Source organism: Streptomyces sp. NBC_01351 (assembly GCF_036237315.1).
Classification (GTDB): Bacteria; Actinomycetota; Actinomycetes; order Streptomycetales; family Streptomycetaceae; genus Streptomyces.
In genome coordinates this window covers 6,416,885-6,431,655 of the sequence record NZ_CP108356.1, presented here as the reverse complement: position 1 = coordinate 6,431,655, position 14,771 = coordinate 6,416,885, and the positions used below count along the sequence as shown (strand labels likewise).

Here is a 14,771-nt window from a genome sequence, read left to right as displayed (position 1 = left end):
CACCGTCACGAGAGGGAGTGATCGTCATGGCAGGCGTTCCGTCCATCTGCCCCACGCTGGTCTACCGCGACGCGAAGGCGGCCATCAAGCTGCTGACCGAGGCCTTCGGCTTCAGCCAGGTCGCGGTGTACGAGGGTGAGGACGGCTCCGTGATGCACGCGGAGCTGGCCTACGGGAACGGCCTCGTCATGCTGGGCAGCAAGGGCACCGGCGGGGTGTTCGACAAGGCCATGGAGGGCGCAGGCCCCTCGGGGGTCTACGTGGTGGTCGACGACGTGGACGCCCACCACCGCAGGGCCGCCGAGCACGGGGTGGAGATCCTGATGGAACCCACCGACCAGGACTACGGCTCCCGCGACTACATGGCCAAGGACGCCGAGGGCAACATCTGGAGCTTCGGTACGTACGCACCACAGGTCTGAAACCGGCCCTCCGCCCCGGACGGGGCCGGATGCGTGCAGGCCGGTCCCCGCCGGTCCGGACGGGGCCGGGTGCGTGTCGGGGCGTCCCCGCAGGGCGTCGAACACAACCATGGCTCGGCCCACCGACCCCCCGACACGTTCGACGCCCGAGGAGACGCCCCGACGCGCGCCCGGACCCGGCCGGGCCGGCACCCCTGCCGCCCAGCGGGCCCAGCGATCAGGCGCCGCCGGTGTGGACCTGGAACGCGGCCCGGCGGACCGCCTTGGCCAGGGCCGGGTCGGGGTGGGCCGCGGCCAGCGCCACCAGCACCTGCACGGTGCGCGGGTGGCCGACCGCGCGGACCTCGTCCAGCAGCCGGGGCACGGTGGTGCGCACGGCCGAATCCAGATGGCGGGCGAGCAGCTCGGCTTCGCCGTGGTCGGCGATGGCGGCCGCGGTGTCCACCCAGAGCCAGGTCGACTCCTCGGCGGTGAGGACGTCCTGCGCCTCGTCGGGGTCGACCCCGTCGTGCTCGGCGAGCCAGAGCAGGGCGTAGGGCCGCAGCGCGGGCTCGCGCACGGCGGCGCGCACCTCGGGCTCGGCGGGCGCTCCGACCACGCGCAGTGCCTCGAAGGCGAGCCCGCGCAGCAGGGCGTCCTCGCCACGGGCGGCGTGCAGCAGCTCGCTGACGGCGTGGCCGACGGGCCGGGCGGCGAGCCAAGCCTGGTACTCGGCGCGGGCGGGTCCCGGGGTGAGCCGGGCGCAGCCGTGCAGCATGGCGGCGGCGGACTGCTCGATGTTGCCGGCCGGGCTCTGCGCGGCGACGCAGATCTGCTCCAGCTTGACCCAGACCGCCCAGCTGCCGAGCGGGGTGAGCGCGGCCCGCGCGGGGCCGAGCGTGACGGCGTCCACGGCGGCGAGCCCGCCCAGCGCCCAGCGCAGCAGCCGGGCGAGCGGGACGGCGGCGGTCGTCCGGGCCGCTGCTGCGGCCGCGGGCTGGGGATGGGGCCCGTACGGGACCTCGCAGCGCTCGTCGCGCAGTTCGGCGACGCGCTGCCCGAGCAGGTCGAGCAGGTCGGGGACGGTCACGGGACCGGCCGACAGCTGGAGCAGGGACAGGAGTTGGGGCATGGCCTCGACGACCTCGGCGACGGCCTCGGGGGCGATGTCGGCGGGGGCCGGGTGGACCAGCGACCAGGCGTCGAAGAGCGCGACCCAGCCGCGCAGCACGGCGGAGTCGTCGCGGTCCCAGGCGCGCAGCCGCCAGCCGGGCCGGGCGTGGCCGCCGTGCACCTCGACGAGGCCGGCGAGCCGGGCGCGGTCCCAGCCGACGCGGATCTGGCCGTGCGTCAGGTTCAGTTCCCCGGCGGCGCGTTCGACGTCAACGGCCGGGAGGGCGCCCGTGGGTGCGGGCCTTCCCCCGTCCCCGGAGCCGAGGTGGAGTTCGGCCCAGCGGGTCAGGCGCACGGCGTCGGCGAGCGAGGCCCGGGCCCGGTTCGCGAGGTCTGCGGTGGCGGGCGTGCCGGCCGGAGGCCTCGGGGCGGGCCGGGTGCGTCGGTCGGTCACCGCCTTGCGTGCCGCGGCGACGGACCGCGGCGAGACGAGTCGGAGTCTGGAGTCGCGAGCCAACTGCTCATCAGGCTTTCGGGACGTCACGGAAGCAGTCTCGCCCGTCACTGGCCGAAAGCCCAAACGGAACCGGCCATTTCCACTGCTCACGGGGGTCACAGACCGGGACAACCCGCCCGCAGGCCCTCGTCCGCCACACCGCCTTCACATGAGAGGGGTCAGGAAACGGCGCAGGGCCTCCTCGTAGCCCGCCGGGTCCGCGTTCCACATGGCACCGTGTTCGGCCTCGCGGACGGTGTGCAGGTGGACGAGGTCGGGGCGGGCGGCGGCGAGCCGGCGGGAGGGCTCCCAGGGGGCGAGCGTGTCGTCGGGGCCGTGGAAGATCAGGACGGGCATGCGCAGCGCGCCCGGGTCCGCTCCGGGCGGTCGGCGGTCGGCGCGCAGCCCCGCGCGGCCCTCGGCGGCCCTGACGGCGAGCGGCAGCACCAGCGCCGGGGTGTGCCGGGCGGCGGCGAGCCGGCGCAGGGTGGTGTGCCAGTCGAGCACGGGCGAGTCGAGCACCAGCCCGGAGATCCGGTCGGCCAGCGCGGAGCGCTCGGCGGCGTGCAGGGCCATGGTGGCCCCGGTGGACCAGCCGTGGAGGATCACCCGCCGGGCGCCGTAGCGCAGGGCGTAGCGGATGGCGGCGTCCACGTCGCGCCACTCCGATTCGCCGAGGTGGCCGAGGCCGTCCGGGGAGGCCGGGGCGCCGAGGTCGCCGCGGTAGGCCAGGTCGAGGACGGGCATCCGCTGGCGGTTCAGGAAGGGCATGACCACCATCGGGTGCTCCCGGCTGCTGCCGAGGCCGTGCACGGTGATCACCCAGGTGTCGCGGGCGCCCGGCACGAACCAGGCGGGCAGCCCGCCGAGCTCGCCGGGGACGTCCACGTCGGCGTGGTCGAGCCCGAGGGCGGTGCGCGGGTTGCCGAGGTGGACCTGGGGGGTGAGCCGGACCCGGGTGCCGGGGTCGAGGCTGCCGTGGGTGACGGAGAGGAGCCGCCGTACGACGGTGTCCGGGTCGTGCTCGGCCTCGGTGAGGACGGGTCCTACGACGGCGTGCACCCCGGGCGCGTCCAGGCCGTAGGTACCGGGGCGCAGGGAGGCGAGCGAGCGGGTCAGCTCGACCCGGCCGGCGGCGGTGGAGTGGATGCTGAGCCGGGCTCCGCCGGGCAGCGGGCGGCCGGGCTCGGGGCGCAGGGCCGCGTCGGCGGCGTACCGGCCGGCCGCGACGGCGGCCGCGCCGGCTCCCAGGAGGGTCGTGGTGACGGCAGCTGCCGTCGCTGTGGCGGTACGCACCGCTCCAGTGTCGAGGCGCGAGCTCCGGCGGGCCACCGGAGGGAGTCGCTCCGCGGACGGCGCGGGCGGGGTGATCTAGGTCTCTTCCGGCGCCCCGACCGCACGGTCGTATACGCCGCGGGGCCGGCGCGGAGGGGTCCGTTCACCCGGCTTTGACGTGCATTAATCGATATATCTACCCCAGAATCGGGACGAAGCCGCCGATCGCACGCCGGGCCGGTACACCGCGTCGCCCATGTCAGTTCACCTTCCGTTCATCCAGATTGCCTACGGTCGGCGAGCCACTGACGTCAAACAGAAGCCTGGGTAAATGGAGCACATAACGCTTCTCCTCGGGATCGTGATCATCACCGCTCTCGTGTTCGACTTCACGAACGGTTTCCACGACACAGCCAACGCGATGGCCACCACCATCTCGACCGGCGCCCTCAAGCCCAAGACGGCGGTGGCAATGTCCGCCGTGCTCAACCTCGTCGGCGCGTTCATGTCCGTGGAGGTCGCCAAGACGATCTCCAAGGGCCTGGTCAACGAGGAGGGCATCCAGCCCGAGGTGATCTTCGCCGCCCTCGTCGGCGCGATCCTCTGGAATCTCGTCACCTGGCTGATCGGACTGCCCTCCAGCTCCTCCCACGCCCTCATGGGCGGCCTGATCGGCGCCGCGGTCGCGTCCGCCGGCATGGGAGCGGTCAACGGCAGCGTCGTCGTCACCAAGGTGCTGATCCCCGCCGTCGCCGCCCCGCTCGTCGCCGGTCTGGCCGCGCTGCTGGCCGCGAAGGTCACGTACAAGCTCGGCAACCAGGTCGGCGAGAAGACCTCCGCCAAGGGTTACCGCGCGGGTCAGATCGCCTCGGCCGGCCTCGTCTCGCTCGCGCACGGCACCAACGACGCGCAGAAGACGATGGGCATCATCACCCTGGCGCTCGTCGCCGGCGGCGCCCTCGCGCCCGGCTCGAACCCGCCGGTCTGGGTCATCGTCTCGGCCGGTCTGGCCATCGCGATGGGCACCTACCTGGGCGGCTGGCGCATCATCCGCACCATGGGCAAGGGCCTGACCGACCTGCAGCCGCAGCAGGGCTTCGCCGCCCAGACCTCGGCCGCCAGCGTCATCCTGGCCTCCTCCTCCCTCGGCTTCTCCCTCTCCACCACCCACGCGTGCTCCGGCGCGGTCATGGGTGCCGGTCTGGGACGCAAGGGCGGCGTGGTCCGCTGGTCCACCGCCACCCGCATGTTCATCGCCTGGGGCCTGACCCTGCCGGCCGCCGCTCTGGTCGCCGCCGGCGCCGAGCTGGTCATGCGCACCGGTGACGTCGGCATCGCCGCCGTCACGGTCTTCCTGGTCGGCTCCTGCCTCGCCATCTGGCTCATCTCGCGCCGCCAGGTCGTCGACCACCACAACGTGAACGACGTGCCCTCGGCGGACGCCGAGGAGCCGGGCGTGGTCACCACGGCGATCGCCGCCGTCACCGTCCCGCCGACCGTCGCCGCCGCCGCATCAGCCGGTACCACCGCCGCGGTGACGGACGAGGACCTCAAGGCCACCATCCCGGCCGCGACGACGACTCCCGCGGCCCCCGCCGCGGCGGTCTGACCGAGACATACAGAGGAACGGCAGTATGAAGATCGACTGGGAAGCACTCGGCTCCGTCTTCGGGGTCAGCCTCTCCGCCACCGTCGCCCTCGTGGCCCTGTTCACCCTGGGCCTGGTGGGCCTGTCCAAGCACGAGGCCGCCACCGAGCAGGGCGGCGCCGCCACCCTGGCCCGCAGCGGCGCGTACGCCTGCTTCGCCCTGTGCGCGGCGGCCGTGGCCTACGGGATCTACCTGATCGTCGCCTGACGCATCACGTCCGACCCAGCACGTGTGAAGGCTCCCTCCGGGTTCTCCCGGAGGGAGCCTTCGCGTACCCGCCACCGCCCGGCCGCCGCAGGTCAACGGCGAGTTGACGGGCCTTCTCGGTGCGTGGTGGACTGCCCGAGCCAATACGGCGGCATGGAGAGGAAGTCCGGTGCGAATCCGGCGCGGTCCCGCCACTGTCACCAGGGCGTTCGGCTTCGGCCGAGCGCGCCCCGGGAGCCAGGAACTCTCGCCGCCGGACACGTCGAACCAGGGCGCGGACCCTGAGTGAGGACATACCTGCCACCATGCGTGCCGATCGCGTCTTCGCGTACGGCGCCACGGCGGGCCTGATCGGCGACCGGATCTTCGGTGATCCGCGCCGTGGGCACCCCGTGGCCGCCTTCGGACGAACCGCCGCCGCCGTCGAGCGCGCCCTGTGGCGCGACGACCGCGCCCGGGGCCTCCTGCACACCCTGGTGTGCGCCGGGGGCGCTGCCGCCGTCGGCGCGCTCGGTGCCCGCGCCGTGCGCTCCCGGCCCGCGGCCGCCCGTATCGCCCTGACCGCCGCCGCCACCTGGGCCGTCGTGGGCGGCACCTCGCTGGGCCGGGAAGCCCGTGCCATCGGCGGCGCGCTCGCCGCCGGGGACGCCGAGGTGGCCCGCGAGCGGCTGCCGCACCTGTGCGGGCGCGACCCGCAGGCCCTGGACGAGCAGCAGATGGCCCGCGCCGTCGTGGAGTCGGTCGCGGAGAACACCTCCGACGCGGTGGTCGGCGCCCTGGTGTGGGGAGCCGTCGCCGGGGTTCCCGGGCTGCTCGCCTTCCGTGCCGTGAACACCCTCGACGCGATGGTCGGCCACAAGTCCCCCCGCTACCTGCGCTACGGCTGGGCCTCCGCCCGGCTCGACGACCTGGCGGGCTGGCCGGGAGCCCGGCTCACGGCGCTCGCCGCGGTGGCGGCCGGCCCGGACCGTCGGGGGGCGGTTCGGGCCTGGCGCGATGACGCGGCCGCGCACCCCAGCCCGAACGCCGGCCCGGTGGAGGCCTCCTTCGCGGGGGCCCTCGGCGTACGCCTCGGCGGAACCCTGGCGTACGGCGGGCGGGTCGAGCACCGGGCCGTGCTCAACGGCGGAACGGGGCGGCCGGTCGAGGTCGCCGACATCGACCGGGCGGTACGGCTGTCGCGGCAGGTGACCTGGCTGGCGCTGGGTGCCTGCGTGGCGGCCCGGACACTGGTCTCCCGTAGGACAAGGAAGGGACGTCCATGAGCAGCGGCGCGAGGCGCGGCGGCGGACTGCTGGTCGCGGGCACCACGTCCGACGCGGGCAAGAGCGTGGTCACGGCGGGCATCTGCCGCTGGCTGGCCCGCCAGGGCGTGAAGGTGGCGCCCTTCAAGGCGCAGAACATGTCGCTGAACTCCTTCGTGACCCGGGAGGGCGCGGAGATCGGCCGGGCCCAGGCCATGCAGGCCCAGGCGGCCCGTGTGGAGCCGACCGCGCTGATGAACCCGGTGCTGCTCAAGCCCGGCAGCGACCGCAGCAGTCAGGTCGTGCTGCTGGGCAAGCCGGTGGGCGAGATGAGCGCCCGCGGCTACCACGGCGGACGCCAGGAGCAGTTGCTCGGCATCGTCACGGACTGCCTGGAGCAGCTGCGGGGCACGTATGACGCCGTGATCTGCGAGGGGGCGGGGAGTCCGGCCGAGATCAACCTGCGCCGGACCGACATCGTGAACATGGGGATCGCGCGGGCCGCGCGCTTCCCGGTGGTCGTGGTCGGTGACATCGACCGGGGCGGCGTCTTCGCGTCCTTCTTCGGCACGACGGCGCTGCTGTCGCCCGAGGACCAGTCGCTGATCGCCGGTTACCTGGTGAACAAGTTCCGCGGTGACGTCTCGCTGCTGGAACCGGGCATGGAGATGCTCCGGGGACTGACGGGCCGTGCCACGTACGGGGTGTTGCCCTTCCAGCACGGGCTGGGCATCGACGAGGAGGACGGCCTGCGGGTCTCCCTGCGGGGCGCCGTACGGGAATCCGTGGTGGCCCCGCCGGTCGGCGAGGACGTGCTGCGGGTCGCGGTGTGCGCGGTGCCGCTGATGTCGAACTTCACGGACGTCGACGCGCTCGCGGCAGAGCCGGGGGTCGTGGTGCGGTTCGTGGACCGGGCCGAGGAGTTGGCCGACGCCGACCTGGTCGTCGTACCGGGAACCCGGGGCACGGTGAAGGCGCTGGAGTGGCTGCGGGAGCGGGGACTCGCGGACGCGATCGCCCGGCGGGCCGCCGAGGGGCGGCCGGTGCTGGGCATCTGCGGCGGGTTCCAGCTGCTGGGCGAACGGATCTCCGACGAGGTCGAGTCGCGGGCGGGGGACGTCGACGGGCTCGGGCTGCTGCCGGTGCGGGTGCGGTTCGCCGTGGAGAAGACCCTGGCGCGGCCGGTCGGTTCGGCGCTGGGTGAGGAGGTCTCGGGGTACGAGATCCACCACGGGGTGGCCGAAGTCCTGGGTGGGGATCCGTTCTTGGACGGGTGCCGGGTGGGGTCGGTGTGGGGCACCCACTGGCACGGCTCGCTGGAGTCCGACGGCTTCCGCCGGGCGTTCCTCCGTGAGGTCGCCTCGGCTGCCGGGCGCCGCTTCGTCCCGGCCGCGGACACCTCGTTCGCCTCCCTGCGGGAGGAACAGCTTGACCTGCTGGGCGACCTGATCGAGGAGCACGCGGACACGGACGCGCTGCTTCGCCTGATCGAGGGCGGGGCGCCGGCCGGGTTGCCGTTCCTGCCCCCGGGTGCGCCGTGAGGGGCGCGGCCCTGCGGGGCTTCTCCCCCACCCCGCCCCTTCCCGAAACCGGGGGCAAGCCCCCGGCCCCCCGGACGTGCGCTTCGCGCCCGTGCGCTCAAACGCCGCGCGGGCTGAGATTGCTGCGCGATCCAGCCGCACAGACCCAGCCCCGCCGGCGTTTGAGGCGCGGGGTCTGGGGCGGAGCCCCGGCAGCGGCGGCGCGCACGGCAGCGGTCCGCATCATCCACGAAGGAGTGAGCAACGCATGAGCACGCCCTATCCGTTCACCGCAGTGGTCGGCCAGACCGACCTGCGGCTGGCGCTCCTGCTGAACGCCGTGAGCCCGGCGGTCGGCGGCGTACTCGTGCGCGGCGAGAAGGGGACCGCCAAGTCCACCGCCGTGCGCGCGCTTTCGGCGCTGCTGCCGCAGGTGGACGTCGTCCCCGGCTGCCGGTTCAGCTGCGCGCCCGGCGCGCCGGATCCCGCCTGCCCCGACGGCCCGCACGAGCCCGGTCCCGGCCAGGGCCGGCCCGCCCGCATGGTGGAGCTGCCCGTCGGCGCCTCCGAGGACCGCCTCGTCGGCGCCCTCGACATCGAGCGGGCCCTGTCCGAGGGCGTGAAGGCCTTCGAGCCCGGGCTGCTCGCCCACGCCCACCGCGGGATCCTGTACGTCGACGAGGTCAACCTCCTCCACGACCACCTGATCGACCTCCTCCTCGACGCCGCCGCGATGGGCGCCTCGTACGTCGAGCGCGAGGGCGTCTCGGTCCGGCACGCGGCCCGCTTCCTGCTCGTCGGCACGATGAACCCCGAGGAGGGCGAGCTGCGCCCGCAGCTCCTCGACCGTTTCGGGCTGACCGTCGAGGTGGCCGCCTCCCGCGAGCCCGCCCAGCGGGTGGAGGTCGTGCGCCGCCGGCTCGCGTACGAGGACGATCCGGCGGGCTTCGCGACCCGCTGGTCGGGGGACGAGCACGAGGTCCGCGCCCGGGTGGTGGCGGCTCGGGCACTGCTCCCGAAGGTCGCGCTGGGCGACACCTCGCTCCTCCAGATCGCCGCGACCTGCGCCGGCTTCGAGGTCGACGGCATGCGGGCCGACATCGTGATGGCCCGCACCGCGACCGCGCTGGCCGCCTGGGCCGGGCGGACCGAGGTCCGCAAGGAGGACGTGCGGCAGGCGGCCCTGCTGGCACTCCCCCACCGACGTCGTCGCAACCCCTTCGACGCACCGGGGCTGGACGAGGACAAGCTGGACGAGATCCTGGACCGGTTCCCCGACGAGGAGCCGGAGAACGAGCCCGAGCCCGACCCGGAGGGGCCTGAAGGGCCCGACGACAACGGGGGCGGCGGCGTTCCCCCGCAGGGTGGCGGCCCCGAGGGCGGCGGCCCGGCGGAGACCACCGAGAGCACCGAAGCCCCCTCCGAGGCACCCGAGCAGCAGCCCGACGCCCCGCAGCCCTCCGCCCAAGGAGGCGGCGGCGCGGCTCCCGAACAGGCCGCCGTACGGGCCTCCGAGCCCTTCCGGACCAAGATGCTGAGCGTGCCGGGGCTCGGCGAGGGCGCGGCGGGACGGCGTTCGCGGGCCCGTACCGCCCACGGCCGGACCACCGGCGCCCAGCGGCCCCGGGGCCAGCTGACGAAGCTGCACCTGGCGGCGACCGTGCACGCGGCCGCCCCGCACCAGAAGGCGCGCGGCCGGGCCGGGCGCGGGCTGGTCATCCGCAAGGACGATCTGCGGCAGGCGACGCGCGAGGGCCGCGAGGGCAACCTCGTCCTCTTCGTCGTCGACGCCTCCGGCTCCATGGCCGCCCGGCAGCGCATGAGCGCCGTCAAGGGCGCCGTGCTCTCGCTGCTGCTGGACGCCTACCAGCGCCGGGACAAGGTCGGCCTGATCACGTTCCGCGGCTCCGGGGCCGAACTGGCGCTGCCGCCCACCTCCTCGGTGGACGCCGCGGCGGCCCGGCTGGAGCAGCTGCCGACCGGCGGTCGCACGCCGCTCGCCACCGGGCTGCTGAAGGCCCACGAGGTGCTGCGGATCGAGCGGCTGCGCGATCCGAGCCGCCGGCCGCTGCTCGTGGTCGTCACCGACGGCCGGGCCACCTCGGCCGGTGCCCTCGGCGGCGACCCTCGCGAGCTCTCGGGGCGCAGCGCCCGGCTGCTGGCCGCCGAGGGGATCGCGTCGGTGGTCGTGGACTGCGAGTCCGGGCCGGTCCGGCTGGGACTGGCCGGGGTACTGGCCGCCGATCTCGGAGCGCCCGCCGTCACCCTCGACGGGCTGCGGGCCGACTCGTTGGCCGGGCTCGTGAAGAACGTACGTACCGCGGTGACATCCGCATCCCCCGCATCTGGAACATCCGCCGTATCCCACACCCACAGGAGGGCCGCGTAATGCCTCAGGGACAGCCGACCGTCGTTCCGGACGACGGACTCACGACGCGCCAGCGCCGCAACCGTCCGCTCGTGTTCGTCCACACCGGCCCCGGCAAGGGCAAGTCCACGGCGGCCTTCGGGCTGGCGCTGCGCGCCTGGAACCAGGGCTGGCCGATCGGGGTGTTCCAGTTCGTCAAGTCGGCGAAGTGGAAGGTCGGCGAGGAGAACGCGCTCAAGGTGCTCGGCGCCTCCGGCGAGGGCGGCTCGGTCGTCTGGCACAAGATGGGCGAGGGCTGGTCCTGGGTCCAGCGCGACGCGCAGCTCGACAACGAGCAGGCCGCCAAGGAGGGCTGGGAGCAGGTCAAGCGCGATCTGGCCGCCGAGACGCACAAGCTGTACGTGCTCGACGAGTTCGCCTACCCGATGCACTGGGGCTGGATCGACGTCGACGAGGTCATCGAGGTGCTGCGGGACCGTCCCGGTACGCAGCACGTGGTGATCACCGGCCGCAACGCGCCGGAGAAGCTGCTGGAGTTCGCGGATCTCGTCACCGAGATGACCAAGGTCAAGCACCCGATGGACGCCGGCCAGAAGGGCCAGAAGGGCATCGAGTGGTGACTTCGTTCAACGTTCCCCGGCTGGTCATCGCCGCGCCGTCCTCCGGCAGCGGCAAGACCACCGTCGCCACGGGCCTGATGGCGGCCTTCTCGGAGCGCGGCCTCGCCGTGTCCCCGCACAAGGCCGGGCCGGACTACATCGACCCCGGCTACCACGCGCTCGCCACCGGCCGCCCGGGGCGCAACCTGGACGCCTTCATGTGCGGGCCGGAGCTGGTCGCTCCGCTGTTCGCGCACGGGGCGGCCGGGTGTGACCTCGCCGTGATCGAGGGCGTGATGGGGCTCTACGACGGGGCGGCGGGCCGGGGCGAACTGGCGTCGACGGCGCAGGTGGCGAAGCTGCTGCGGGCGCCGGTGGTGCTGGTGGTCGACGCCTCCTCGCAGTCGCGGTCGGTGGCGGCGCTGGTGCACGGCTTCGCGTCCTTCGACCCGCAGGTGCGGCTGGGGGGCGTGATCCTGAACAAGGTCGGCTCCGACCGGCACGAGGTGATGCTGCGGGAGGCCCTGGAGGAAGCGGGGATGCCGGTGCTCGGCGTCCTGCGGCGTGCTCCGCAGGTGGCCGCGCCATCCCGGCACCTCGGTCTGGTGCCGGTCGCCGAGCGGCGGGCCGATGCGGTGGCCGCGGTGGCGGCTCTCGCCGATCAGGTGCGGGCCGGCTGCGACCTAGAGGCCCTGATGGCTCTGGCCCGCACGGCTCCGGCGTTGGCCTGCGAAGCCTGGTCCCCTGCTACTGCGCTGGCGCGCAGCTGGGGCTCCGCCCCAGACCCCGCTCCTCAAACGCCGGAGGGGCTGGGATTGCCTCGCGGCGGGGCTGGAACCGTCCTGGCGGACGGCACGAGCCAAAATCCAGCCTCGCCGGCGTTTGAGGCGCGGGGGTCCGGGGGCAGCGCCCCCGGCAACGGCGCCGCAGGGCAAGACCCCGGCAGGCGGCCCGTCGTCGCCGTCGCTGGCGGGGCCGCGTTCACGTTCTCGTACGCCGAGCACGCGGAGCTGCTCACGGCGGCAGGGGCCGACGTGGTCACCTTCGACCCGCTGCGGGACGAGGCGCTCCCCGAGGGAGCCACCGGCCTGGTGATCGGCGGCGGGTTCCCCGAGGTGTACGCGCCGGAGCTGTCCGCCAACGAGCCGCTCCGCGCCGCCGTCGCCGCGTTCGCCGCGGCCGGCCTCCCGGTGGCCGCCGAATGCGCCGGGCTGCTGTACCTCGCGCGTTCCCTCGACGGGAAGCCCATGTGCGGGGTGCTCGACGCCGACGCGCGGATGTCGGAGCGCCTCACCTTGGGCTACCGCGAGGCCGTGGCCGTCTCCGACAGCGCGCTCGCGCCCGCCGGGACCCGGCTGCGCGGGCACGAGTTCCACCGCACGGTGATCGAGCCGGGTGCCGGTTCGGCCCCCGCGTGGGGGTTCACGCATCCGGAGCGCCGCGTGGAGGGCTTCGTACAGCAGGGTGTGCACGCCAGCTACCTGCACACGCACTGGGCGGCGGAGCCGTCCGTCGCCCGCCGGTTCGTGGAAGCGGCGGCGGCCCGGCCGTGAAGTCGCCGAGATCATTCCGCGAGGCCGACCACGAGCCAGATCCCGGCCACCCCGCCCACCGTGCACATCAGCGTGGACAGGGCGGGGTGCTTGTGGTGGGCCTCGGGCAGGATCTCGGCGGCCGCCAGGTACAGCAGGACCCCGCCGAAGAATCCGAGGTACGCGCCGAGGGGTTCCTCCGGAAGGGTGAACAGCAGAGTGGACGCCGCGCCCACGACGGGGGCGACGGCGTCCGCGAAGAGCATCATCAGGGCTTTTCTGCGGTCGTTCCCGTAGAGGCTGGTCAGCGTGTACGTGTTGAACCCGTCGGCGAAGTCGTGGGTGATGACGGCCAGCGCCACTGTCAGCCCCATCCCGCCGCCGACCTGGAAGGCGGCGCCCAGGGCCACGCCGTCGGCGAGGCTGTGGCCGACCATGGCCGCCGCCGCGGTGAGGCCGACCTGGGGGGTCCGCCCTCCGTGGCCGTTCTCGGCGCCGTGCGCGGCCTGGCGTACGGCGAGGACCCGTTCGACGACGTGCGCGACGAGGAAGCCGGCCACGAAGAGCAGCAGGGCGAGCGGGACGCCGAGGAAATCGTCGCCCGCGGCGTGCAGGGCCTCCGGGAGCAGGTCGAGGCCGACCACTCCGAGCATGAGCCCACCGGCCAGGCCCAGCACGAGGTGGCGGCGGTCGGTGACGCGCTGCGCCGTCCATCCGCCCGCCAGGGTCATCAGGAACGCGCCCAACGCCACGATCACGGCCATGTGCCCCTGAATACCGACTCCCCGCCCCGCGCGCACTTCCGCGTGCGGGTGGCGGGCGGCGGACTGTTGACGACCGTGACGAAGGAGGAGGAGCGCCGGTGGGCGAGTACGTGACGCAGCAGCTGGTGGTCGGGGTCGGCGGGCGCGCGGGGGTTTCCGTCGCGGAGGTCTGCGCCCTGGTGGAGGAGACCCTGCGGGGGGCCGGGCTGGCCGCGGAGGCGGTGACGGCGCTGGCCACGGTGGAGTCGAAGGCGTCCGAGGCGGGGATCGCGGGTGCGGCGGAACGTTTCGGCGTGCCGCTGCTCGGCTACTCCGCCGAGCAGTTGGCCGCGCTGTCCGTGCCGCACCCCTCGGACACCGTGCGTTCGGCGACCGGCACCCCGTCGGTGGCGGAGGCCGCGGCGCTGGCGGGGGGCGGGGAGCTCCTCGTACCGAAGCGCCGGTCGGTGGCCGCGACCTGCGCGGTCGCCACGGTGCAGGCGCACGACCTGAGGCACCACGGGGACGCGGAGGTGATCGACGCCGGCTCGGGGCTGGTGGACCTGGCGGTCAACGTACGGGCGGACACGCCCCCCGAGTGGCTCAAGCAGCGGATCGCCGCCTCGCTCGGGGACCTCGCCGCGTACCCCGACGGGCGGGCGGCCCGCGCGGCGGTGGCGGCGCGGCACGGGCTGCCGGTCGAACGGGTGCTGCTGACGGCCGGGGCGGCGGAGGCCTTCGTACTGATCGCGCGGGCGCTGGGCGCGGTGCGGCCGGTGGTGGTGCATCCGCAGTTCACCGAGCCGGAGGCGGCCCTGCGGGATGCGGGGCACCGGGTGGAGCGGGTGCTGCTGAAGGCGTCGGACGGTTTCCGGCTGGATCCGGCGGCGGTGCCGGAGGAGGCGGACCTGGTGGTGGTCGGGAACCCGACCAACCCGACCTCGGTGCTGCACCCGGCGGCGGCGCTGGCCGCGCTGGCCCGGCCGGGCCGGATCCTGGTGGTGGACGAGGCGTTCATGGACGCGGTCCCGGGCGAGCGGGAGGCCCTGGCCGGGCGGACCGACGTGCCGGGGCTGGTGGTGCTGCGCAGCCTGACGAAGACGTGGGGGCTGGCGGGGCTGCGGATCGGCTACGTGCTGGCGGAGCCGGAGGTGATCGCGAAGCTGGCCGCGGCGCAGCCGCTGTGGCCGGTGTCGACCCCGGCGCTGGTGGCGGCCGAGGCCTGCGTGGCCCCGGCGGCGCTCGCCGAGGCGGAGGCCGCGGCGCGGCGGATCGGGGTGGACCGGGCGCACCTGCTGGCGGGGCTGGCGGAGTTCGACGAGGTCACGGTGGCGGGGGTGGCGGAGGGGCCGTTCGTCCTGATCCGGGTCGCGGGCGGTGCGGAGGTCCGTACGCGGCTGCGCGCGCTCGGCTTCGCCGTTCGCCGCGGGGACACCTTCCCGGGCCTCGACCGGTCCTGGCTCCGCCTGGCGGTCCGCGACCGCGCGACGACGGGGCGGCTGCTCCAGGCCCTGGACCACGCCCTTGCGCTGGCCGCGCGTTGACCGGATAGCGGCGGGGGCGGGCCGGCCCGGGGGCGGTCCCGCCGGGGCCGGGCGCGCCGGGGTGTCTCCTCGGGCGTCGA

Annotated in this window: 12 protein-coding genes and 1 riboswitch; of the genes, 9 read left to right on the top strand and 3 right to left on the bottom strand. The window is 74.7% G+C overall.

The window, feature by feature from the left end:
• The first annotated feature begins 26 nt into the window (after window positions 1-26).
• The gene (locus OG625_RS29650; RefSeq protein ID WP_329387103.1) at window positions 27-422 is read left to right on the top strand and encodes a VOC family protein; all 396 of its coding nucleotides are present in this window, start codon (window positions 27-29) and stop codon (window positions 420-422) included.
• Window positions 423-639: 217 nt separating this feature from the next.
• Here the strand turns inward: OG625_RS29650 and OG625_RS29645 are convergent, their stop codons facing one another.
• Together OG625_RS29645 and OG625_RS29640 are read right to left on the bottom strand one after the other, a co-directional pair.
• Window positions 640-2,058, bottom strand: coding sequence for a hypothetical protein (locus OG625_RS29645; protein WP_443067800.1), 1,419 nt, complete (start codon window positions 2,056-2,058; stop codon window positions 640-642).
• A gap of 117 nt (window positions 2,059-2,175) precedes the next feature.
• Window positions 2,176-3,306 carry an alpha/beta hydrolase family protein gene (locus OG625_RS29640; protein ID WP_329387101.1) on the bottom strand — a complete coding sequence of 377 codons (1,131 nt, stop codon included), beginning with the start codon at window positions 3,304-3,306 and terminating at the stop codon, window positions 2,176-2,178.
• A 310-nt stretch (window positions 3,307-3,616) separates the two neighbouring features.
• Between OG625_RS29640 and OG625_RS29635 the strand changes: the two genes are divergently transcribed.
• The 7 genes from OG625_RS29635 to OG625_RS29605 all read left to right on the top strand — a co-directional run bounded on the left by OG625_RS29635 (window position 3,617) and on the right by OG625_RS29605 (window position 12,425).
• Window positions 3,617-4,894: an inorganic phosphate transporter gene (locus OG625_RS29635; protein ID WP_329387099.1), complete on the top strand. Its 1,278-nt coding sequence runs from the start codon at window positions 3,617-3,619 to the stop codon at window positions 4,892-4,894.
• Between the two features lie 25 nt (window positions 4,895-4,919).
• Window positions 4,920-5,141, top strand: coding sequence for a hypothetical protein (locus OG625_RS29630; RefSeq protein WP_329387097.1), 222 nt, complete (start codon window positions 4,920-4,922; stop codon window positions 5,139-5,141).
• Window positions 5,142-5,252: 111 nt separating this feature from the next.
• Window positions 5,253-5,409: riboswitch (cobalamin riboswitch) on the top strand.
• Window positions 5,410-5,446: 37 nt separating this feature from the next.
• Entirely contained in the window at window positions 5,447-6,406 is a 960-nt protein-coding gene (locus OG625_RS29625) for a cobalamin biosynthesis protein (protein WP_329387094.1), read from the top strand.
• A complete protein-coding gene (locus tag OG625_RS29620; protein ID WP_329387092.1) occupies window positions 6,403-7,926 on the top strand; it encodes a cobyric acid synthase in 1,524 nt (507 codons plus the stop codon). Before OG625_RS29625 ends, OG625_RS29620 begins: the two co-directional genes overlap by 4 nt.
• A gap of 247 nt (window positions 7,927-8,173) precedes the next feature.
• Window positions 8,174-10,294 (top strand): putative cobaltochelatase, encoded by a 2,121-nt coding sequence (locus OG625_RS29615; protein WP_329387090.1) that lies wholly within the window; start codon window positions 8,174-8,176, stop codon window positions 10,292-10,294.
• On the top strand, window positions 10,294-10,893 hold the full coding sequence (gene cobO, locus OG625_RS29610; RefSeq protein WP_007263394.1) for a cob(I)yrinic acid a,c-diamide adenosyltransferase: 600 nt from the start codon (window positions 10,294-10,296) through the stop codon (window positions 10,891-10,893). Before OG625_RS29615 ends, cobO begins: the two co-directional genes overlap by 1 nt.
• The gene (locus tag OG625_RS29605; RefSeq protein WP_329387087.1) at window positions 10,887-12,425 is read left to right on the top strand and encodes a cobyrinate a,c-diamide synthase; all 1,539 of its coding nucleotides are present in this window, start codon (window positions 10,887-10,889) and stop codon (window positions 12,423-12,425) included. Before cobO ends, OG625_RS29605 begins: the two co-directional genes overlap by 7 nt.
• An 11-nt stretch (window positions 12,426-12,436) precedes the next feature.
• Here the strand turns inward: OG625_RS29605 and OG625_RS29600 are convergent, their stop codons facing one another.
• Window positions 12,437-13,168: a ZIP family metal transporter gene (locus OG625_RS29600; RefSeq protein WP_329387085.1), complete on the bottom strand. Its 732-nt coding sequence runs from the start codon at window positions 13,166-13,168 to the stop codon at window positions 12,437-12,439.
• A 98-nt stretch (window positions 13,169-13,266) separates the two neighbouring features.
• On the opposite strand from OG625_RS29600, the gene cobC reads away from it, so the two are divergent.
• The gene (cobC, locus tag OG625_RS29595) at window positions 13,267-14,691 is read left to right on the top strand and encodes an Rv2231c family pyridoxal phosphate-dependent protein CobC (RefSeq protein ID WP_329387083.1); all 1,425 of its coding nucleotides are present in this window, start codon (window positions 13,267-13,269) and stop codon (window positions 14,689-14,691) included.
• The last annotated feature ends 80 nt before the right edge of the window (window positions 14,692-14,771 follow it).

What these genes read in the sequence shown, in the direction of transcription:
- OG625_RS29650 (WP_329387103.1), top strand. Translation starts at nt 27, where the DNA reads ATGGCAGGCGTTCCGTCCATCTGCCCCACGCTGGTCTACCGCGACGCG.
- OG625_RS29625 (WP_329387094.1), top strand. Translation starts at nt 5,447, where the DNA reads ATGCGTGCCGATCGCGTCTTCGCGTACGGCGCCACGGCGGGCCTGATC.
- OG625_RS29630 (WP_329387097.1), top strand. Translation starts at nt 4,920, where the DNA reads ATGAAGATCGACTGGGAAGCACTCGGCTCCGTCTTCGGGGTCAGCCTC.
- OG625_RS29615 (WP_329387090.1), top strand. Translation starts at nt 8,174, where the DNA reads ATGAGCACGCCCTATCCGTTCACCGCAGTGGTCGGCCAGACCGACCTG.
- OG625_RS29620 (WP_329387092.1), top strand. Translation starts at nt 6,403, where the DNA reads ATGAGCAGCGGCGCGAGGCGCGGCGGCGGACTGCTGGTCGCGGGCACC.
- OG625_RS29635 (WP_329387099.1), top strand. Translation starts at nt 3,617, where the DNA reads ATGGAGCACATAACGCTTCTCCTCGGGATCGTGATCATCACCGCTCTC.
- cobO (WP_007263394.1), top strand. Translation starts at nt 10,294, where the DNA reads ATGCCTCAGGGACAGCCGACCGTCGTTCCGGACGACGGACTCACGACG.
- OG625_RS29600 (WP_329387085.1), bottom strand. Translation starts at nt 13,168, where the DNA reads ATGGCCGTGATCGTGGCGTTGGGCGCGTTCCTGATGACCCTGGCGGGC.